The organism is Ectopseudomonas oleovorans (genome assembly GCF_003052605.1).
Classification (GTDB): Bacteria; Pseudomonadota; Gammaproteobacteria; order Pseudomonadales; family Pseudomonadaceae; genus Aquipseudomonas; species Aquipseudomonas oleovorans_A.
The window spans coordinates 22,426-42,547 of record NZ_QASO01000129.1 but is presented as its reverse complement, the minus strand read 5'-3'; the positions used below and the strand labels follow the sequence as shown (position 1 = coordinate 42,547).

General features: G+C 62.9%; 17 protein-coding genes. 14 read left to right on the top strand and 3 right to left on the bottom strand.

What is annotated here, in order from left to right:
• Nucleotides 1-6: 6 nt before the first annotated feature.
• From DBO86_RS22860 to DBO86_RS22820, 9 genes are all read left to right on the top strand, one after another.
• Nucleotides 7-1,923: a phage terminase large subunit family protein gene (locus DBO86_RS22860; protein ID WP_108234933.1), complete on the top strand. Its 1,917-nt coding sequence runs from the start codon at nucleotides 7-9 to the stop codon at nucleotides 1,921-1,923.
• Between the two features lie 2 nt (nucleotides 1,924-1,925).
• Entirely contained in the window at nucleotides 1,926-2,129 is a 204-nt protein-coding gene (locus DBO86_RS22855) for a phage head-tail joining protein (protein ID WP_108234932.1), read from the top strand.
• A 2-nt stretch (nucleotides 2,130-2,131) separates the two neighbouring features.
• Complete coding sequence (locus tag DBO86_RS22850; RefSeq protein ID WP_108234931.1) at nucleotides 2,132-3,679, top strand: phage portal protein; 1,548 nt, start codon at nucleotides 2,132-2,134, stop codon at nucleotides 3,677-3,679.
• Nucleotides 3,651-5,642 carry a prohead protease/major capsid protein fusion protein gene (locus tag DBO86_RS22845; protein WP_244185600.1) on the top strand — a complete coding sequence of 664 codons (1,992 nt, stop codon included), beginning with the start codon at nucleotides 3,651-3,653 and terminating at the stop codon, nucleotides 5,640-5,642. The genes DBO86_RS22850 and DBO86_RS22845 overlap by 29 nt, the downstream gene beginning before the upstream one ends.
• Before the next feature lie 74 nt (nucleotides 5,643-5,716).
• The gene (locus DBO86_RS22840) at nucleotides 5,717-6,067 is read left to right on the top strand and encodes a DUF2190 family protein (RefSeq protein ID WP_108234930.1); all 351 of its coding nucleotides are present in this window, start codon (nucleotides 5,717-5,719) and stop codon (nucleotides 6,065-6,067) included.
• 3 nt (nucleotides 6,068-6,070) lie between these two features.
• A complete protein-coding gene (locus tag DBO86_RS22835) occupies nucleotides 6,071-6,382 on the top strand; it encodes a head-tail joining protein (RefSeq protein WP_244185599.1) in 312 nt (103 codons plus the stop codon).
• Nucleotide 6,383: 1 nt separating this feature from the next.
• Nucleotides 6,384-6,827: a hypothetical protein gene (locus DBO86_RS22830; protein WP_108234929.1), complete on the top strand. Its 444-nt coding sequence runs from the start codon at nucleotides 6,384-6,386 to the stop codon at nucleotides 6,825-6,827.
• 10 nt (nucleotides 6,828-6,837) lie between these two features.
• Nucleotides 6,838-7,029 (top strand): hypothetical protein, encoded by a 192-nt coding sequence (locus DBO86_RS22825; RefSeq protein ID WP_108234928.1) that lies wholly within the window; start codon nucleotides 6,838-6,840, stop codon nucleotides 7,027-7,029.
• Nucleotides 7,030-7,069: 40 nt separating this feature from the next.
• Nucleotides 7,070-7,822, top strand: coding sequence for a phage tail tube protein (locus tag DBO86_RS22820; protein ID WP_108234927.1), 753 nt, complete (start codon nucleotides 7,070-7,072; stop codon nucleotides 7,820-7,822).
• A 21-nt stretch (nucleotides 7,823-7,843) separates the two neighbouring features.
• On the opposite strand, the gene DBO86_RS22815 is transcribed toward DBO86_RS22820, so the two are convergent.
• On the bottom strand, nucleotides 7,844-8,500 hold the full coding sequence (locus DBO86_RS22815; RefSeq protein ID WP_108234926.1) for a BRCT domain-containing protein: 657 nt from the start codon (nucleotides 8,498-8,500) through the stop codon (nucleotides 7,844-7,846).
• 105 nt (nucleotides 8,501-8,605) lie between these two features.
• Here DBO86_RS22815 and DBO86_RS22810 point away from each other — a divergent pair, with 105 nt between their 5' ends.
• The 3 genes from DBO86_RS22810 to DBO86_RS22800 are packed head-to-tail and all read left to right on the top strand — an operon-like array spanning nucleotide 8,606 to nucleotide 13,316.
• Nucleotides 8,606-9,442: a hypothetical protein gene (locus tag DBO86_RS22810; protein ID WP_146173226.1), complete on the top strand. Its 837-nt coding sequence runs from the start codon at nucleotides 8,606-8,608 to the stop codon at nucleotides 9,440-9,442.
• A 56-nt stretch (nucleotides 9,443-9,498) separates the two neighbouring features.
• Nucleotides 9,499-12,870, top strand: coding sequence for a tape measure protein (locus DBO86_RS22805; protein ID WP_108234924.1), 3,372 nt, complete (start codon nucleotides 9,499-9,501; stop codon nucleotides 12,868-12,870).
• A complete protein-coding gene (locus DBO86_RS22800) occupies nucleotides 12,870-13,316 on the top strand; it encodes a hypothetical protein (RefSeq protein WP_244185598.1) in 447 nt (148 codons plus the stop codon). Before DBO86_RS22805 ends, DBO86_RS22800 begins: the two co-directional genes overlap by 1 nt.
• 94 nt (nucleotides 13,317-13,410) lie before the next feature.
• Here the strand turns inward: DBO86_RS22800 and DBO86_RS22795 are convergent, their stop codons facing one another.
• Nucleotides 13,411-14,751, bottom strand: coding sequence for an ISL3 family transposase (locus DBO86_RS22795; protein ID WP_208630540.1), 1,341 nt, complete (start codon nucleotides 14,749-14,751; stop codon nucleotides 13,411-13,413).
• Complete coding sequence (locus DBO86_RS26135; RefSeq protein WP_167399155.1) at nucleotides 14,744-15,295, bottom strand: hypothetical protein; 552 nt, start codon at nucleotides 15,293-15,295, stop codon at nucleotides 14,744-14,746. The genes DBO86_RS22795 and DBO86_RS26135 overlap by 8 nt, the downstream gene beginning before the upstream one ends.
• Nucleotides 15,296-15,436: 141 nt before the next feature.
• Between DBO86_RS26135 and DBO86_RS22785 the strand changes: the two genes are divergently transcribed.
• Nucleotides 15,437-18,994: a hypothetical protein gene (locus tag DBO86_RS22785; protein WP_108234922.1), complete on the top strand. Its 3,558-nt coding sequence runs from the start codon at nucleotides 15,437-15,439 to the stop codon at nucleotides 18,992-18,994.
• Complete coding sequence (locus DBO86_RS25930) at nucleotides 18,994-19,956, top strand: hypothetical protein (protein WP_146173225.1); 963 nt, start codon at nucleotides 18,994-18,996, stop codon at nucleotides 19,954-19,956. Before DBO86_RS22785 ends, DBO86_RS25930 begins: the two co-directional genes overlap by 1 nt.
• The last annotated feature ends 166 nt before the right edge of the window (nucleotides 19,957-20,122 follow it).

The following is a 20,122-nucleotide window of genomic DNA, read 5'->3' as shown; positions in this document are numbered from 1 at the left end:
GCCGCGATGACTGCCGGCCTACTCTCGCTCAGGCGGGATGCGCCTCAAACTACAGTCGATTGGGCGGACGAGAATTTCTACCTTTCCAGTGAGTCGTCCTATCAGGAAGGCCGCTGGGAGACGCTGCCCTACCAGCGCGCCATCCTCAACGCGATGGGCAATGACGAGATCCGCATCGTCAACGTGATCAAGTCGGCACGGGTCGGTTACTCGAAGATGCTGCTGGCCGCCTCGGCCTACCAGACTGCGCACAAGCGCCGGCACATCGCATTCTTCGTGCCTGACGACGGCAGCGCTGATCTGTTCATGAAGTCCGAAGTCGAGACGATGATCAGGGACGTTGGCGCTGTTCGGGAGCTGGCACCCTGGTACGGCAAGAAGCACAAGGACAACACGCTCGACATCAAGAAGTTCAGCCACGGCAAGCAGCTGTGGTGCCGTGGCGGGAAAGCTGCGAAGAACTACCGCGCCATCTCCGCTGATACTGTCATCTACGACGAACTGGCGGCGTTCGATCCGGACATTGAGAAAGAAGGGTCGCCGCTGGTGCTGGGCGACAAGCGCATTGAGGGCTCGACGTTCCCGAAGTCGATCCGGGGTAGCACGCCCAAGATTCGCGGCCCCATCGACCGAGGTGGCTGCCAGATCGAAGGCGCGGTTCAGAAGTCGCCGCACCTCATGCGCTTTCACATAGCCTGCCCGCACTGCGGTGGTGAGCAGTACCTGAAGTGGGGCGGCAAGGATTGTGCGTTCGGCATCAAGTGGGATGAAGCCGACCCTCTCAGCGCCTGGTACGTTTGCGAACATGCGGCCTGCATTATCCGCTACGCCGAAGCAATCGAGGCGCAGGCCTCGGCACGCTGGATATGCGAGAAGACGGGCATCTGGACACGCGACGGCCTGGACTTCTATGACAAGCAAGATCAGGCAATCCCCACGCCGCAATCGATCAGCTTTCACATCTGGACGGCTTACAGCTTCTTCGTGAACTGGGGGCGCATGGCGCTTGAGTTCACCGAGGCCAAGGGCAGCCGGAGCGACCTGAAAACCTTCGTCAACACCACCCTGGGCGAGACATGGGAGGAAGACCAAGGCGAGCGCGTCGAGTGGGACGTCCTGCTAGGTCGTCGTGAAGTTTGGCAAGCCGACATCCCGGCAAATGCTGTTCTTCTGACCGGTGGCGGCGATACCCAGGATGACCGATACGAAGGCCGCGTCTGGGCGTGGGGGCCGGGTGAGGAATGCTGGCTTGTTTACCGGTTCATCCTGATGGGCGACCCAGGCGGCGAAGAGTTGCGCCGCAAGCGCGATATGGAGATGCACCGACAGTTCACCCGTGCGGATGGGCTTGTAATGAAGGTCGAGCGCTGGTGCTGGGACTCCGGCGGCCACTATGCCGATCAGGTCTGCGACGACAGCAAGAAGAACGGCCTGCTCTGGATGATCCCCATCATCGGCGCGCCGATCTACGGGAAGCCTATCGCCAACATGCCCACCAAGCGCAACAAGCATGGCGTCTACCTCACCACAGTGGGTACTGACAACGCCAAGGAACTGATCTACAGCCGCCTGAAGATGCAGGTCGATGCTGGAAAGTCCCAGGCCGGGGAGTCGCAGCCGCAGGTTATCCACCTGCCGGCCAACGATTTGGTCTGCGACGAGATGGAGGTCAAGCAGCTCACTTCCGAGAGCAAGGTGCTCAAGGTGGTGAATGGCGTACAGCAGTACCGCTGGGATAACCAAGGCCGCCGTAACGAGGCGCTCGACTGCTTCGTGTACGCCCTGGCCGCATTGCGCATAAGCCAGCAGCGCTTCGGCGTTGACCTTGATGCATTGGCCGAATCGCCAGAGGTCGGCGGCGATTCAGCAACCGCCAACACGCAAGAACGCCCACGGGCGAAATCCAACTTCTGGAACAAATAGCCATGGCCTACACCCAAGAGCAGTACCAGGCGCTGAAGGCCGCCATCGCCGGGGGCGAGCTGCAGGTGCGCTACGCCGACCGCAGCGTCACCTACCGCTCGGTTACCGAGATGCTGCAGATCCTGCGGCTGATGGAAAACGAACTGGGCCTCAACGCAGACACTACCGGCGGCCGCCGCCTGACCTCATTCACCAAAGGCTACTGAGCATGAGCGTGATCGACTCGCTGTTTCCCGGCTATGCCGCGAAGCGCGCCATGGCTCGCCTGGAGAAAAAGCGCGCCGACCTGATGCTCACCGCCATGGAGCGCCGTTTCGAAGGTGCGGCAGGTGGTCGTCGCAACCAAGGCTGGCGCGCAGCAGGCGCGGATGCCAACACCGAGAACGGCTCTGCCCTGGCCGTGTTGCGCAACCGCGCCCGCGATCTGCGCCGCAATAACCCCTATGCCGAGCGCGCCATTACCGGCATTGCCGACAACGTGGTGGGTGCCGGTATCGTGCCGCGCCCGCTGATCGACAGGGAGCGCCAAGCCAAGCGCCTCGGTGATCTCTGGTATGCCTGGGGCGAAAGCCTGCAGTGCGATGCCGATGGGCTGGAGAACTTCTACGGCCTGCAGCACAAGGTGATGGAGTGCGTCACGGAGTCCGGCGAATGCCTGATTCGTCGTCGCCGCCGTTACAGCACCGATGGCCTGGCTGTGCCGCTGCAACTGCAAGTGCTCGAGCCGGACTTCATCGATGACGCCAAGAGTGGCGCCAACGGTGGCAACGTCATCATCCAGGGCATCGAGTTCGATGCCCTGGGCAAGCGCGTGGCGTTCTGGCTGTTCGACGAGCACCCAGGCTCCAGCGCCACCATGCGCTCCATCGAGTCGCGCCGCGTGCCGGCAGAAGACGTGATCCACGTGTTCCTGCCCAAGCGTGCCGGCCAGGCGCGCGGGTACACCTGGTTCGCCCCGGTGATGCAGCGCCTGAAAAATTTCGACGAAATGGAAGATGCCGTGATGGAGCAGGCCAAGATCGCCGCCTGCTTCGCCGCCTTCATCACCAAGGACGGCACAGGCGGGAATAACGGCAAGACGCCGCCGCTGGTTGAGCGTATGGAGCCTGGCATCATTCAGGAGCTATCCATGGGCGAGGGCGTCAGCTTCGCCGCGCCGCCCACCTTCAACGGCTACCAGCCCTACAGCTGGCAGGCGCTGCATGCCATCTCCGTTGGTCTGGGTGTGCCCTACGAGCTGATCACCGGCGACTTGAAGGGCGTGAACTTCTCCAGTGGCCGCATGGGCTGGCTGCACTTCGCCCGCCGGGTGGACGTGTGGCAGTGGCGCATGATCATCCCGCAGATGTGCGAGCGCGCCTGGCAATGGTTCATGGAGGCCCAGGCGCTGCTGCCGGGCGCCGTGCTGACCGAAGTGAAAGCCGAGTGGGTGCCGCCGCGCCGCGAGATGGTCGACCCGAAGTCAGAAACCGAGACTGTCAGAGCGCGCCTGCGCTCCGGCCTGATCACCTGGCCAAACGCCCTGCGCGAGCTGGGCATTACCGACCCAGCCGCCCACGCCCAGGACATCGCCGACAGCAACAAGCTGTTCGACGACCTCGGCCTGGTGTTCGACTGCGACCCCCGCAAGGTATCCAGCGCCGGCCTGACCCAGGCCCGCCCGCAGGGCACCGTCATTCCATCCACCGACGTCGATCCGGCGCCGGCCAATGAAGAGAGCGCGAACGATGACCGCGATGCAGACGCAAACGCTTGAAACCCCGCTGCAGAGCATTCGCGCAGCGGTACGCCCCGGCACGGTCAACATCGACGACCGTACCGTAGAAATCACCTGGACGACCGGCGCACGCGGTAAGCGCTGGAGCTGGTCCATCGGCGAGTACCAGGAAGAGCTGGAAGTCACCGACACCGCACTGCGCATGGAGCGCCTGAACAACGGCGCGCCGTTCCTGAACAGCCACGGCCAGTGGGATCTGGACGACGTGATCGGCGTTGTCGAGCGCGCCTGGCTGGAAGGCGGCGAGGGCCGCGCGGTGATCCGCTTCAGTGCCCGCGAAGACGTGGAGCCGATCTTCCGCGACGTGCGCGACGGCATCCTGCGCAACATCAGCGTGGGCTACATCGTGCACCGCTACGTGCTCGTCGAAGACGGCGAGGACACCACCCCCATCTACCGGGCCACCGACTGGGAGCCCACCGAGCTGTCCCTGGTGCCAATCGGCTTCGACGACGGCAGCAAGGTACGCAGCGCCAAGACGCCCGCCGAGTACCAAGGTGAGCGTTACACCACCATTTTCGAAACCCGTCAGGCCGCTGAGCCTGCCGAGCAACCGGCCGCCGTGGCCACCACCCAAGAGGAAACAGTGATGACCGACGAAGAAAAGCGCGCGGCCGAGGATCAAATCCGCCGTGAGACCCAGGAGGCTGAGCGCAAGCGTGGCCTGAGCATTCGCCAGATGGCCAAGAAGGTCGGCCTGCCTGAAGATTTCGCTGATGATCTGGTCGAGCGCGGTGTGTCCGTCGCCGATGCCAGTGCCGCGATGATCGACAAGCTGGCCGAGGGCCAGAAGTCCGAGCAGCCGGAAACCCGCAACAGCCAGCCAACCGTCACCAGCACCGTCGACCAGTCGGTAGTGCTGGCCAAGCGCGGCGGCATGCTCAATGCCCTGCTGCACCGCTGCGACCCGAGCGTCAAGCTCGAGGAAGGCGCCCGCGAGTTCCGCGGCATGCGCCTGATCGACATGGCCCGCGAGAGCGTGGAAATGGTCGGCGGCACCGTGCGCGGCATGACCCCGCAGGAAGTGGCCCGCGCGGCCCTGGGCTGCGACCGTCAGGCCTTCCGCGCGGCCGGCATGCACACCACCAGCGACTTCCCGCTGCTGCTGGGCAGCACCGTCAACCGCACCCTGCGCGCCGGTTATGAGCTGGCCCCGCAGACCTGGCGCCCGCTGGGCCGCCAGACCAGCGTGCCGGACTTCCGCGAAGTGACCCGTGTTGCCCTGGGCGACATCACCGCGCTGGAGAAGGTGAACGAGCACGGCGAGTACAAGTACGGCACCCTCGGCGAAGAAGGCGCGCCGATTCGCGTGGTGAAGTACGGCAAAATCATTGCCATAACCTGGGAATCGATCGTCAACGACGACCTGTCTGCGCTCACCCGCATCCCGCAGGCCCTGGGCGCCGCCGCTGCTCAGACCGAGTCCGACGTCGTGTGGGATCTGCTGCTCAGCAACCCGACCTTCGTGGACAACGTGGCAGTGTTCGACGCAGGCCATGGCAACCTGGCTGCCAGTGCTGGCGCGATCAACACCACCACCCTGGCCGCTGCTCGCGCCGCCATGCGCAAGCAGAAGTCCAAGGCGGGGCACTACCTCAACCTCGGCCCGCAGTACCTGGTGGTTGGCCCGGACAAAGAGCTGGAAGCCTTCCAGTTCACCAGTTCCAACTACGTGCCGGCCAAGAACGCCGACATCAACGACAGCCGCAACACCTCGCTGCAGGTGATCGTCGATGCGCGCATCACCGGCAACCAGTGGTACCTGTACGCCGCACCGGGCATGGTCGATACCTTCGAGTACGCCTACCTGGAAGGTGAGCAGGGCGTGTTCACCGAAACCCGCGAGGGCTTCGAAGTCGACGGCATGGAGATCAAGGCCCGCCTGGTGTTCGGCGCCGGCTGGATCGACTACCGCGGCGTCTACAAAAACGCCGGCGCGTAACCGCCACACCTCACGACAAAGGGCGCCATCGGGCGCCCTTGTCGTTTCTGCTCTCCTGATTCGAGGAATCCGATATGAAGAACTTCAAACAGCACGGCGACATGATCTTCATCATTGCCGCTGCCGCCATCACCTCTGGCGAACTGGTGCGAGCCAACAGCCTGATCGGCGTAGCCGCCACCGATGCCGCCATTGGCGAAGAGGTCGAGATCAAGACCACCGGCGTCTTCGACCTGCCGAAAACCAGCGCGCAAGCCTGGGCAGTGGGCAACCCCATCTACATGATCGCCGCCAGCGGCCTGCTGACCAACGTGCCCGGTACCGGCAACTATCTGGTGGGCGTGGCTACTGCCGACGCTGCCAACCCGTCTGCCACCGGCCGCGTGCGCCTCAACGGCTCGCTGGGCCACCCGGTCACGGCGTAAGCCATGAGCTGGGCCGCCATGCGTGACCGCATGAACAAAACCATCCTGCGCACGCTGGCCGATGGCATCGCCGACTACCACAGCGCCACTGGTGCCGTACTGGCCAGCGGCGTCGAGGTGATTATGGAGCGCGATATCGAACGGTTCGACGCTGGCGGCGGCATGCTCGACCGGGCGGTGACCATCACCGTGCGCAAAAGCCTGCTGCAACCGTTCGACCGCCAAGGCGCCTTCGCCATGGATGGCAAGACCTGGCACATCGACGGCATCGAGCGCGATGACGGCCACATGATCACCCTCTACGTGGTGCCCTGACATGACCCAACCCATCGACATGCAGTCGGCGATCTTCGCCGAGCTGAAGGCCTTGCTCGCCCAGGTGCCCAACTTCGGCGCCGAGGTGATCGAGGATGACGTGCTGCGTGTGATCGATGCCGACGACGAAGGGCTACCGGATGACCTGATCATCCTGCAGCCCGGTACGACAGAGGAAGTCGAGCGGCAGGCGTCGAACAGCGTGCGTGAGCGGCTCACCGTCAACATCACCCTCATGACGCGGCGGCGCGATTACCTCGCCGCGCTGCGTGCAGGGCGCCTGGCGGTGAAGGTGCAGCTCGCCGGCACCAAGCTCGGCCTCAAACAACAGGGCGTGCAGCAGGGCGCCTTCCAACCCGAAACCCCCATGGCGCCGCGCAATGGCCGGCGTTGGGCTGCCCAGGTGATGCCGGTACAGATCCCCTACGTGCAGCCCCTCAAGTGAGGAACACCCCATGCCCAAGATCAATGTGGCCAAGCCCTTCAACTACCAGAAGGGCGGCAACGTGCAGCTCTTCAAAAAGGGCGAGCAAGACGTGGACGACGATGTAGCCGAGCACGCCGAGAAGCGCGGCTATCTGGTCGCCCCGAAGGCCAAGGCCGGCGCCGCCGAGCCTGAAGCTCAACCGGCCGGCGACAACAAGTAACCGCCCCTCCCGCAAACCCCACGATCACTAGGAGAGTCCCATGGCTCAGATCGACCGTTCGTTCATCGGCGAGGGCATCATCTACGCTCGCGCCTACCAGTCTCAGGACCCGCTGCTGGATATCGGCAACTGCGACACCTTCAACATCAGCTTCACCAGCGACCGCCAGACGCTGCGCAACTTCCGTGGCGGCGGTGGCAACCGCAACGTGCGCGAGATCGTCACGGACGTGACCTCGACCATCGGCATGTACGACATGACCGCCACCAACCTGGCGCGCTCTACTCGTTCTACTGTTGTCGCCGTGGCGGCTGGCACCGTTACCGATGAGCTGCGCATCAGCGCGGGTGTCGAGGGTGAGCTGATCCCGTTCAAGTACCTGCCGGATATCACCCAGCCGGTAACCGTGAAAACGGCTGCCGATGTCGCGCTGCTGGCCGGTACCGACTACCTGCTGACCCCGCACGGCATTATCGTTACCGCCAGCAGCGGCATCGACAATACCGGCGTAAAGCTCACCTACACCAAGCGCCAAGCCAGCGCCGTGCAGATGCTAAACGGCAGCCAGGTGGAACTGGAGCTGCTCATCGCCGGCCTCAACGACGCACAAAGCGGCGAGCCCTACAGCCTAGTGGTGCGCCGCGCCAAGTTCGGCCTGCTCAGCGAGCTGCCGGTACTGGGCCAGGAGTACCTGCGCCTGGAAGGCCCGGCCGAGCTGCTGGCCGATCCGCTGATCACGGCCACTGACCTGTCCAAGTTCTGCGAGATGAACCTGGTAGACAAGGCGGCCTGATGCTGCTGGGCCAGGGATGGCCTATTCAGGCGTCGGCGATGGAAAGGCGCTCTCTCGGTAGATGCGTAGGGTGCCTTGCCGCATTCGCGTAAACACGGCAGCTTCCAGGCCGCTGGAGATCGCGCGCTTATGGTAGTGGTCATCTGCCACGAATAGGCAGTCGGTGTACCACCCCATGTCTGAGGGTGTTCCGCCAAGTGCGTCGACCTGGGCATAGCATTCGCGGCGGGAGCGATCTTTGAATGGGCCGGTGAAGTCGCAGAGTTTCCCCGCGACCGAAAATCCAGCGGGAGGTGTATCAAATAACCTCGGGTAAATGTCCCCGAAGGTCGGAAGGTCGGCTTTGACAAGGTCTTGAAGCGGGAAGCCGTCATAGCGCTCAGCGAAAAGGGTGGTGAGCAGTACCAAAAGGTCGCGTTCAACAACTGGCTCCCAGCAACCACTGTCAGTCGCCTGGTACAGCGCGGCTCTGAGCATGTTGTAGGGGAAGAAATCCAGGTACGGGTGGGCCGAAAGAAGCAGCTCGAAATTGGCTGCTCTCGACTGGGTGAGAGCGCCGTCTGAAACGGCCAGTTGAGCGGCTTCTTTGATCGGCGTGAAGAAGTCCGGCAGTTCTTCGCGATCTCGCGCACGGGCTGCAGCCTTGATCCTGGCTTTATCTGGTTTGGCTGATGGCATGGCCGCTCCTTGGCAGTCATTTGATGTGGGTCATGAGGCTACTATGCAGGGCTCTCTTCGTCATAGATGGTGATCCGTACAGGCCGCCGGCCGTGCTGGGTTCCAGTGCGCCTGCCGATCGGCTACATTCCCTGTCATATCCAAAGGGAGGGAAACCCGATGCAGTGTCCAGCATGTAACCATGAAGCACCGCAGGCCGAGTTTGGCGACCCGCTGAAATGCCCGTCATGTGGCGCCTTCTATGCTAAGGCGCTGGCAGCCAAACAAAAGGCAGCAGCTGCGTTAGAAGTAGCTCCGGCTGCTGATGTTGTGAAGCAGGCCCGCCAGATTAAAGGGGCTTCGGTTCCTGTTGCAGCGCAGCCCGTCGTGGTTGTGGATATTCAAATGCGCTTCTGGTCCATGGTTGTATTCATGGTCAAGTGGGTTTTTGCGTCTATCCCTGCATTCATCATCGTTGCCGTAATTTGTGCGGTAGTGTGGGGCATAACGCTTGGTCTTTTAGGTGGTGCCAGCAACTCACTTGTCAGCAGTTCGCTACCGCCCACTAGTGACCGGGTAGCTGCAGAGCCTGCAGCTGTGCCAGTGATTAGTCCGATCTCGGCAACCATCAGGGATAAAGGTTTCTTATCCAGAACTGACGGACACGATCAAGACCAGATGGCTTTCGGTCTCACTTTCAGAAACAACACCGGGCGAGAGGTAAACGCCTTTGACGGCACTGCGGTATTCACTGACGTGCTTGGCAATGAGGTTTTCAGAGCTGCAGTGGTTGTGGATGGTTACTTTCCTGTCGACGGGGAAATCAATCGGGGTTTCACTGTCCGCTACAACAAGTTCATGTCTGACCACGTAAGGTTTAACGACATGGACCAGAGTCGACTGTCTGTCGATTTTCGCCCCAAGAAAGCCCTGTTTAAAGGGGGCGAGATTCAAGAGTTCTAGTAACGAATCAACTGACAAACCCGCTCCGGCGGGTTTTTTATTACCTGGAGTTAACCATGGCCGGCCTAAAAGAGCGCCTGATTCAGTTCGTGCTGCGCGGCAAGGACGAGCTGTCGCCCGAGGCGAAAAAGTCCGAGGAGGCGCTTAACAGCCTGAAGGAAGCCAGCGAGCAGCTCGGTCAGGCGCTGGATACAGCCAAGGATGCGCGCAGCCTTGCCCGTGGCTTGCAGCAAACCCAGCGCGCCGCCGAACAAGCCGAGCGCAGCCTGGTACAGGCCGACCTGCAGGTGAAGGAGCTGCGCGATGCGCTGACGGCAGCGCCGGGCTCCGAGGGGCTGCAGCAGTCGCTCAAGGAAGCCGAGCGCGAAGCGCGCCGGTTGCAGCGCGGCCTCGATAATTTGCGTGTTGGGTTGGCGGATCAGGAGAAGGCCGCCAAGGCTGCGGGCATTGATACCAACAACCTGGCGGATGAAGAGAAGCGCCTGGCTGCCGAGGTCGACAAGGCCCGGCAGGCGCTCGATGCCAACAACGCTCAGCTCAAGGCTGCCCAACGTGAGCAGGCCGCAACAGCGCGCGCAACCGCCGAGCACGCTTCACGGGTTGATGCTGCGCGCGAGAGCATGAGTCGCGGGGCCAGGCAGGTGCTGGCTTTTGCGGCAGCTTACGTCTCCCTCAATGCAGCCATGGGCCTGGTCCAGCGCGGCCTCAATGCTGTGGCGGGCGGCATCCGCTCGATGCTCTCCACGGGCGACCAGTTCGAGCTGCTCGGCAAGCGCATGGCTTCCTTGATGGGGAGTGTGGCGGAAGGCGAGAGGGCCACTGCCTGGATCAAGCAGTTTGCCAAAGACACGCCGCTGGAAGTGGCGGACGTGACCGAGGCCTTCGCGCTGCTGAAGTCCTACGGGCTCGACCCCATGGACGGCACGCTGCAGGCAGTGGTCGACAAGAACGAGCAGCTCGGTGGCGGGATGGAGCGCCTGCAGGGCATCGCCTCGGCCCTTGGCCAGGCCTACGCCAAGCAGAAGCTGCAGACCGAGGAGATTCTGCAGCTCGTCGAACGCGGCGTGCCGGTTTGGGGCATGCTGGAGAAGATCACCGGCAAGAACGCGGCGCAGCTCTCCAAGCTGGCTAGCGAGGGGCGTCTCGGCCGCGACGTAATCGCGGCGCTGACCAAGGAAATCGGGGCCAGTGCTGAAGGTGCCGCTGCCGAGGGCATGGGCACGCTGACCGGCCTGGTGAGCAACCTGCGCGACACCTGGACGGATTTTCTCGACCGCATCGCCAAGAGCGGTGCCCTTGAGTACGCCAAGCAGCAGCTTGCCGGCGTGGCTGAGTACATCGAGCAGATGGATCGTGACGGGCGGCTGGATAAGCTGGCTCAGTCGCTGTCGGATGCCTTCAGTAAAGGCGCAGAGCGGGTCAAGGAATTCATCCTCCGTTTGAGCGAGGTTGACTTCACGAAGCTGATCGATGACAGCACGCGCTGGCTTAATGGTTTCGACGAGGGGTTGGGCAAGACGCTCGGCACGTTTGAGAAGTTCCTGTCGGGCACCCGGCAGTTCTGGAACACGCTGACCCTGGCCGGCAATGCGGCCGATTCCTTCTGGGGCTCGTTTAGGCTCGGTATTCTGGAGGCTGCCAGCCTACTGGCTAGCGCCCTGCCTGACGCCTTGGGTGGCGCCAAGTGGAAAGCGCAGATCGATGAAATGGCTGCTGGGGTGCGGGAGGGCATCAAAGCCTCGCTCGACGGAGTGAAGACTGACGCGCGCGACCTTGCCGATACGTTTGGGCTGCTTGGCCGGGAGGCGGTTGATGCGGCGAAGGATTCGGCGAAGCAAGCCACGGCCGCGGTAAAAAGCGAGCTGGAACAGCAGCGAATGCTCGACCAGGCGCATGCTGATCAGTTGGTGGCCAATCAGCACAAGGTGCGTGATGAAGCCATAGCCGCAGCGGTGGCTGGCACGGCAGCGATCACGGATATGGGCAATGCCCTGAACCTGATCGACACCGCCCGCACCCGTGAGCAGCTCGAAGGGCTGCGCAAAGCGTTGCTGGCTGCGTACCAGACAGGCCGGCTCAGCCAGGAAGAGTACAGCCAGGCGACTGGCGTTCTGAATGCGCGGCTGCGTGAGCTGGGTACTGCGGCAGGCGGTGCCGCTGATCTGGTATCGGATCTCGACGATAAGCTGGGCGACCTGAAGTCAGTGCAGGATGCCATTAGCAATGCCCGCACGGATGTCGACATCAACAACATCCGTGCGGCGCTGCGCAAACTCTACGGTGACGGCGCCATCACGGCGGCCGAGTACAACCAGGAGCTGAAACGGGCCAGCGATCGGCAGCGCGAACTGAAAGGCGAGATCGAGAAAACCGGTGACGCCGGCAAGGACGCCGGCGACAAGCTGCTGCGCTCGCAGGAGATGTACAACGAGGCGTTGGAAGACGGCATCGCCACCAACGAAGAGCTGCGGCGCATTTCCGGCCAGCGGATGGAAGAAGAGCGCAAGGGGCTCACCGACCTGAAGGACAGCTCAGAGCGTGATATGTCCGCCATGGAGGGCTTCTACGACGGAGTGATGAACCGGGCCCGCGAGCCTGTTGCGGCGCTGAGCCGGGCAGCCCTTGAGGCGTTCGACCGGCTGCGCGGCCTCACCACAGCGGCGCCGAGCATCGACACCAGCAGCTTGGATGCAACCCGCACCAGCCTGGAGTCGGTATCCAAGGCGTTGGGTGATGTGCGCGCCGCCCTCGCGATGCCGATGCAAAGCAGCCTGGCCCGCTGGATGGCAGAAACCCAGCAGGCCAGCCTGCAGACGCAGCAGGCGTTTCTGTCGCAGAAGGCCAGTCTGCAATCGCTGATGCAGAGCTATGAGCGCGGTTCGCTCACCGCGCAGCAGTTCGTGCGCCGGGCCAACAGCATGAAGCATGCGCTGAGCCTGTTGGATGAATCCGACCTGAGTGGGCTGGAGTCGGCTATCGAGGCCGCCAACCAGCGCATGCAGCAGATGGGGCAATCCACCCGCAGCACGCTGGAGAGCCTGCAGGACGAACTGGACGGACTGCAGGGCCGGCAAGACGACATCGAGCGTCGCCGGTTTGCCGCTCGCCAGCGCGAGCTACAGGCGCAGCTGGCCGAAGCGCAGGCGGGCGGTGACGCGCAAGCGGTGGCCAATGCCAGCCGTGCACTTGGCCTGCTGCGGCAGATCGAGGCTGAGAGCGCCCAGGCCCGCCAGGCCGAGGAACAGAAAAAGCGCATGGAGGCGCAGCAGGCCAGCCAGCCGGCCGCTCAGCAGGCAGCGCAAACGCCGAGCAAGGTCATCCGCCTGGAGATTCCGGGCCGGCCTGCGGTTGATGTAGCGGTGAGCGGTGATGCCGCCGAGACCAACCTGCTGAGCATTCTCGAACAAGCCGGCCTGAGGAGCCTGTAATGCAACTGACCCTGGATAGCCTCGACCTGGCTGCCGAGCCGAATGTGGCTGGCGAGCAAATGGAATGGGTAGACGAATGGGACTGGAACGCCATCGAGCAGGAGCAGGAGCGATCGCTGACCGGGGCGCTGATCGTGCAGGAGGGCGTCAAGCTGTACGGGCGCCCGATCACCCTGGCCAGCAACGGCGGTGCCTGGTTCACGTTGGCCACCGTGCGTGCCCTGGAGTCCATGGCCAGCGTGCGCGGTGCTGTGCATCTGCTCACGCTGCCGAGCGGCGAGCAGCACTACGTGACGTGGAACCGCGTCGCGGGGCCGGTGGTGCAAGCCGTGCCGGTGCACCGTACCGTCGCGCCTGGGCCTGACTGGCTTTACCAGCTCACCCTGCGCCTGATCACTGTGGCGCCGCCGCCAGCCCCTGAGCCGGCACCCGACCCCGAACCCTGACAGCCCGCCCCGTGCGGGCTTTTTGTGGGTATTCGGGATAGGGTGTTGTTAGGCCCTATCTGAATACCCCTAGGTGATGTGGCTGGTTGTGTTGTTAGCCTTCTTCTTGGAAAGCTCCCGTTTCTGGTTCTGAGTACAGCTGCAGGATGCTGAAAATCGGAACGCCGTAATCCACCAGCTCGTCCTCGATGGGCTCGACCGCCATGATTTCCCTGGCCAGGAACGGCGCTAGCCGCTTGGTTTCTGGCGGCTTCACTTTGTGCTCCAGGGTGAACATGATCTTGGCGCGGAACATCTCGAAGCTCAGGCCTCGTGCGTTACGGTTTACGTCGCGCAGGTAGCGGTTGATCGACTCGGTTAGCGCGTTGGTGTACCGCTGGGGGATGAATTTGAAGTAGTTAAAAATGTACTCCCCCCAGTTGGTCATCATGGTCGTGACGACCTTCCAGTCCTTCTCCTGCTCAGCGGGGATGCGCTGCCGCCAATCGTCATAGGCTTGCCTAGCTGCATGGTGGGTCTTGCTATTCCAGATGTTGTAGAAGCCTTCCTTGAGGTTGTAGGCGGTGCCTAGCTCGGGAAACTGATCGAACCACGTCTTGATTTTCAGGTGCGCCCAAACGTCCAGGTCACGCCGGCGCATCAGCATTAGCTTGCGGTCGCCTTTCAGGGTGCGCTTCTGGGGGGCGGTAAGACCTCGCTTGATTCGCTTGCGTATCTGGTCCATCGCATCGTTGGCGTACCGAACAACGTGAAACTTATCGACGATGACTGTGGCGTTAGGGAACAGCTCTAGCGAGACGTCTTTGTATGGGTGGAACATGTCCTGGCAGACGATCTGGACCCTATCCCGTCCGCGCATGTTGGAGATGTAGTTATGGATCACGATCTTCTTGCGGTTAGGCAGAACGTCGATGATCGTCGTTTCTTCCAGGTTGATCAGGACGCACCGGTACTCGCCGCCGACAAGTAGTTCGTCAATGCCTAGAACGCGCGGCAGCATGGGCCTGTAGCCAGCCTCTTGCTCGGCGCAGTAGTCACGCAAAGCCCGGCGCACCACCGATTCATCCACGCCAAGGTCGCGAGCTACCGCTGAGTTCGTGCTGGTCATGGCGTGCTTGATGACGTAGGCATGGCAGCGCTTCGTCATGCGGTGCTTCTCGTCGAAGTCCAGCAGGGCCGGCGAGAAGACCTTGCCGCAGGTCTTGCACTTGTAGCGGCGCCGCATGCCCCATAGCACCGTGCGCTTTCCCCTGATGGGCAGGTCAACGTACTTGGTCAGCTTCTTCGAGAAGCGGATCGACTGGCCAATAGCTCCGCAAGCGGTGCAGAACTCGGGAGCCGGAAACTCAACCTTGAATTGAAAATCATGGTCATCCTCAAGGAATTCCACGATCTCAACTTTCAAAGGGTGCAGCAGGGAAAGCGACTCAGGCACTGACACCCCCTTGGGAGGACAGCGCATTGCGAATCAGGGTGAGCATTGGGTGCTCCGCGACGCCAAGACCGGCGATTAGCGGCGCAGTAGGCGAATGTTTTGAAAACCAAGCCTCGCAAGTTTTAAGCGCATCAACCAGCTCTGCAGTAGCGGTCTGCTCTACAGCCGCAATTGGGTGCCTGTCGTCTCGGGAGTTTCGCGCGATACGGACAAATAGATGGGCGTTCCAACTCTGCGAAATCATCTCGAAGGTTTTCAGCGCGGCAGGCCTGGAGCCGGCACCTGCAAACATGAGGGGCTGACGGTCCGCGTCATCGAACACGATCATGTGCGGACACTCTTCTGGGATAACCAGCCTTAGCTGATCAGCCAGATCGAGGCGTGTTGAGCATGAGCATGGCCCTGCGTCGTTATGCCCCCACGTTCCGCAGACGTCGCAAGCCTGAAAGAAGTACATGAGATTTTCACAGCGTTCACAGCCATCTTCGTCGCAATGCGTCAGGTGCTGGATGTTGTCGATCTGGCTCGCATCTCTTTGCCCCATGGCCGCTCTCCTTTAATGGGTGAGCAGTCAGTATAACAGCACGTAAAGCCGAAGCCAATACCAATATGCTTTAAGGCTGCGCTTTGCCTGCAACAACACGAAAAACCGATAACCCCTTTTTGTTGCCTGGAGATTGATGGCATGACCATTGCCGCAACTGACGTAAAGCTGCTGAAAAGCCAGCGCCTGACCGATGAGAACGACGGCGGCGGGCGTGCCACCGGCAACGCCGTGGTCGATGGCGAAGTCAACAATGTGTTCCCCGACATCAGCCGGCTCGACCGCACCACTGGCCGCATCAACCTGCGCAAGTTGTTCGGCGGGCCGATGACGCAGAACGCCGACGCTTACCTCGGCGCTCATGCCATCGTCACGAAAGCCGCGGCTGACCCGCGCGTGAGCGTGCTGCTGTTCAACACTGGCAGCCAGATCGACGAACGCCGCGACGCGCAGAACGCCATCGAGAGCTACGTGGCGGCCGCGACCACCGCTCAGTTTGAGTTGCTGGGCACCCAGCTGGCCGGCCAGCGCGCCATCGCCTGCGTGCAGCGCGAGGAGCAGCGCGTGCCGGAGATCGGTGAGGTATTCCAGCTGGTCACCGCCAGCGCCGCGCAATACGTGCGCCTGACAAGCGTTGACGCTCGCCTCGAGCAATTCACATTCGATTACGGCAACGGCAACTTTGTGAACTTCACCCGGCGCCGGCTGGATCTTTCCATCAGCGCGCCGTTGCTGAATGAGTTCCCAGGTGGCCAGGTCACGCCGGCCGGCACCTCGCCCACTGCGCTGAACGGAGCGGCCAAGGCCAGCGTGCTGTCCACCCAGGTGGCGGACGCTGCACGCTATTACGGCATCAGCCCGCTGGCCGAGGCCGTGGCGCAGGGCGCGCTGAACCTGCGCGTGCAGTCGGTCTACAGCCAGTTGGTGCCGAGCACCACCAAAGAGAGCGCCCTGGTCGACGTGCTGGGCGGCTATCAGCGGCAGATCTACGTGCCGGCCGGGCCGTCGCGTTCGGTCGCGCTCACCGTTGCTGCCGGCGCGCTGGCGGGCGAATCCCGCACGTTCCTCGGCACCGGTTGTGCGCCGGGTACGCTGACCCTCGTGGCCAACGGCGGCACCTACGCCGATGACAGCAAGGGCGGCTTGCGCTACGTGAGCGGCAGCAACTGGCTCAGCTCCGGCCGGGTGGATTACCAGACCGGCGAGATCACCCTGGCCCGCACCGGCACCAGCTGGACGGGTAGCGCGAACGGCACCTATCGCCCCGGCGCGGCTGCAACGGGCGACACCATTACCGGTGAAGTCGAGATCACCCTCGGCAACCGTGGCTATGTCTACACCCTGGACCTGTCCGGCGCTGTGCCGCGTGCTGGCACGCTCAGCGTCAGCTACATGGCCCTGGGCAAGTGGTACGAACTGCGCGACCACGGCGACGGCTTACTGACTGGCGAGGGTGCTGGCACCATCACGTTCGCCACCGGCTCGGTATCGCTGACCCTCAACGCGCTGCCGGACGTTGGCAGCTCGCTGATCTATAGCTACGTCAGCTCAGCCGACAACGCGATCACCGAGCGCTCGGGCGGCAGCGTCGTGCCCAAGCTGGAGGTGCGCTACACGCTGCCTGAAGGCGGGGTGCTGCCGGGCTCGTTCTCGGCCACTTTCACCGCTGGCACCGTGCGCACGCTCACCGACAACGGCCAGGGCGTGCTGAGCGGCACCGGGGGCACCGGCACCATCGCGTACGCCTCGGGCGAGGTGGTGATGGTGCTGAGCGCTACGCCGAGCGGCGGCATTGCCTACGCCTGGGAGCGTGGCGCTGTCGACAGCGGTGCGCTGGCAGTGAGCAGCGACGGCAGCGGCATTGCCACGTTCACTATTCCCGGCGCGCCGCTCAAGCCGGGCAGCGTGCGCGTCAACTGGATGACCACGCGCCGGCAGGCCGCGCCGGCAATTAACTGGAGAGTGATCGAGGCGGGCAACGTGCTGCCGGTCTACGACGGCTACCGTGATATCGCCAACGTCGCTAACGACAACGGCAACGGCGGCTGGCAGGGCGGGCGCGCGGGCAGCATCAACTACACCACCGGGCAGGTGACGCTGCAGGTCGCGGCGCTGTATGGCTACAACGAGTACACGTACCGTCGGCGCCGCAACAACGAACCCGCGCTGGTCACTACCACCGTGCAGCTGCGCGAGTCGTTCGGCGGCACCGTCGAGCACTCAGCCCAGGCCGGCAGCGTGACCACTGACCCGCAAACCGCCAGCCAGGCGCAGCCGTCGATCACCGTCGAGCTGCTGCCGGGTATTGCTGAACCCATCGTGCCGGGCAGCCTGCTGTTCAGCTGGAACGGTGGGCTGTACTGCGACCGCTCCGGCATCCTGTACCGCGACGTTGCCAGCAACACCAACGGCGGCGTAGCGGTGGGCACGGTGAACTATGCCGACCGTACCGCGACGCTCAGCAGCTACGGCGGCAACGCCTCGGGCGCGGTGAGCATCCTGGCCTGCCTGACGGCAGCGGTGGGCTTCAGCGTGACCGCTGCAACGTACCGCACCCCAGGTGCGCCGCTGCGCGCGGGCAGCATGCAGGTGACAGCAGTGCGCGCGGATACCGCCGAGGTAATTACCGCGGCGAGCAACCTCAACGGCGAGTTCAATACCGGCATTGTGCGCGGCACTGTCGACGCAACCACCGGCATCACCCGGCTGACCTTCACGACCGACCCGAACGACGACACCGGGGCGAGCGATATTCCGGTGATCCCGCTGCTGCTGCGTTACAACGCAGTGGTGCAAACGCGCTTGCCGCTGGATGCGGGCTTGCTGGGTCTTGACCCGGTGCGCCTGCCGGCCGATGGCCGCGTGCCGGTGTACCGAGACGGCGACGTGCTGGTGATCCACCACACCGCCGAAACGGTGGTGGCCTCACCGACCGCAGGCAGCACGCTGCAGCTCGACCGCGCGCAGCAGGCCGAGATCGAAGTGGTGGACGGTACCGGTACGGTGCTGCGCGCTGCTTCGTTCACGGCCGATCGCGAGCTGGGCACCGTGACATGGGCGAACCCGCTGGTGCTGCAGGACGAGGCGGGCAACCCACTCGGCCTGCCACTGATCGTGCGCGACCGCGTAGAGCACATGGCCCTGTGCACCGAGGTGCAGATTACCGGCCAGCTGGGCATCAGCTCCCCGCTGCCGTGGGAACTGCCGGCCGGCGAAGCCATGGTGTCGAGCGCGGTGGCATGGGGTGATTTGCAGTCGCGGATTCACACCTGGTTCACGCAGCAAACGTGGAGCCAGGGTGCGCCCAACTGGACCGACGCGCCCATCGGCAACACGACGACTGCGCAATATAACCAGCTGAGCTACCCGCCCATCATCACCAACGCGGGCGGCATCGCGGGCAAGTGGGCGCTGGTGTTCACCAGCTCCACCACTTTCAACGTGGTGGAGGAGCGCCTGGGCGTTATCACCACTGGCAACACCAGCACGGATTGCGCGCCGATCAACGCCCTGACCGGGCAGCCTTACTTCACGATCCGTCGTGAGGGCTGGGGCAGCGGCTGGGCAGCTGGCAACGCGGTGCGCTTCAACACGGACTCGGCGCTTGGCCCGATGTGGTGCATTCGCACCGTCATCAGCGGGCAGGGCACGGTGGACGATGACAAGTTCGAGCTTCAAGTGAGGGGGGATGCTGACTGATGGCGACTGTCTATCACCGTGATCAGACCGGCGCGCCGGCGCTGGTCTACAACTCGGCTCTCACCTCGGACGCCCATTTCACCGCATTCAAGGATATCTTGAAGGCATGCCTGGTTACTGGCTACGGACTGTTGCCGGGCGCCGGCTGGACGGTTGTTGGGGAGGCGTCCAATTTTTTGGCGCTGACCAACGGCCCAGGCAGTGGCTACGTCCACTTCTACCTGCAGTCCTCGGCTCTGGTTACGGTCTATCTTTCTGCATCCTATACCGGGCCGCTGGCAGGGGCTGGCTTGAAGTCCGGTACGGCGTCGGATAGTTCTGTGCCGCATCGCTATCCGCTGGCCAGTTTGGTCGGGGCCTCTTCTGGCTCTACGTGGGCGCTAATTGCTGATAGCAAGACCTTCATATTTATCCCTTCGCCAGGGACTAGCGATGTTGCTTGGGGGCCGACCGCCGGGCTTTCGTATCAGCCTGGGCCGTTGTATGTGGGGGATGACTCAAACGGAAACTTCATCGCGTGCGGCGGGCAAAACTTAGCGAATGCAAGTTATAACACGGTCTCTGGCTTTTTCGGTGCCGCTGGCTTTACGTCGCTCTATAATCCGAGCACTGGTTTGCTGGTTGGCAGTGCGGCACTTTCGATTGATACGAATGTATTAACCGCATCGGCACAGTATGCTGATACGACCAGTGCTGCGGTATTACCCTCCGCAATTCTGTGCGAGCTGTCATGGCAGTGTGTTGGCGTGTGGGGCATGCTCCGAGGGCTGTGCGCGGATGTCCGGTTGTTACGCAAAAACCCGTATGCCTCGGTTATATGTCTAGGGGTTCCGGCTGGAATTTCATCGCGTTCAGCCAACACCTTAATCCCTCTGGGTGATGGCCACAGCTATCTGCCAACTGTTCGGTATGGCGGTCATGCGCCATTTTTCCTCGCTACAACTAACCCGAGGTTTTGGTAATGGTGGCCGCGGCAATCCCATATAGCCGGGTCGTGCCGTCTTATACGCGGCCGCCTCGGGTTGATCTTTCGTTTCGGCTGCTGCGGGATGGCGTTGTTACGGCCAACACTAAACGACTCACTATTGCCCGTGATTGGGAAACTGTGGGTACTGTCGGGTTGTTCTT

Coding starts and splice junctions, on each gene's coding strand:
- DBO86_RS22855 (WP_108234932.1), top strand. CDS start 1,926: ATGGCCTACACCCAAGAGCAGTACCAGGCGCTGAAGGCCGCCATCGCC.
- DBO86_RS22825 (WP_108234928.1), top strand. CDS start 6,838: ATGCCCAAGATCAATGTGGCCAAGCCCTTCAACTACCAGAAGGGCGGC.
- DBO86_RS22845 (WP_244185600.1), top strand. CDS start 3,651: ATGACCGCGATGCAGACGCAAACGCTTGAAACCCCGCTGCAGAGCATT.
- DBO86_RS22820 (WP_108234927.1), top strand. CDS start 7,070: ATGGCTCAGATCGACCGTTCGTTCATCGGCGAGGGCATCATCTACGCT.
- DBO86_RS22800 (WP_244185598.1), top strand. CDS start 12,870: ATGCAACTGACCCTGGATAGCCTCGACCTGGCTGCCGAGCCGAATGTG.
- DBO86_RS22840 (WP_108234930.1), top strand. CDS start 5,717: ATGAAGAACTTCAAACAGCACGGCGACATGATCTTCATCATTGCCGCT.
- DBO86_RS22830 (WP_108234929.1), top strand. CDS start 6,384: ATGACCCAACCCATCGACATGCAGTCGGCGATCTTCGCCGAGCTGAAG.
- DBO86_RS22805 (WP_108234924.1), top strand. CDS start 9,499: ATGGCCGGCCTAAAAGAGCGCCTGATTCAGTTCGTGCTGCGCGGCAAG.
- DBO86_RS22785 (WP_108234922.1), top strand. CDS start 15,437: ATGACCATTGCCGCAACTGACGTAAAGCTGCTGAAAAGCCAGCGCCTG.
- DBO86_RS22850 (WP_108234931.1), top strand. CDS start 2,132: ATGAGCGTGATCGACTCGCTGTTTCCCGGCTATGCCGCGAAGCGCGCC.
- DBO86_RS26135 (WP_167399155.1), bottom strand. CDS start 15,295: ATGGGGCAAAGAGATGCGAGCCAGATCGACAACATCCAGCACCTGACG.
- DBO86_RS22835 (WP_244185599.1), top strand. CDS start 6,071: ATGAGCTGGGCCGCCATGCGTGACCGCATGAACAAAACCATCCTGCGC.
- DBO86_RS22860 (WP_108234933.1), top strand. CDS start 7: ATGACTGCCGGCCTACTCTCGCTCAGGCGGGATGCGCCTCAAACTACA.
- DBO86_RS22815 (WP_108234926.1), bottom strand. CDS start 8,500: ATGCCATCAGCCAAACCAGATAAAGCCAGGATCAAGGCTGCAGCCCGT.
- DBO86_RS25930 (WP_146173225.1), top strand. CDS start 18,994: ATGGCGACTGTCTATCACCGTGATCAGACCGGCGCGCCGGCGCTGGTC.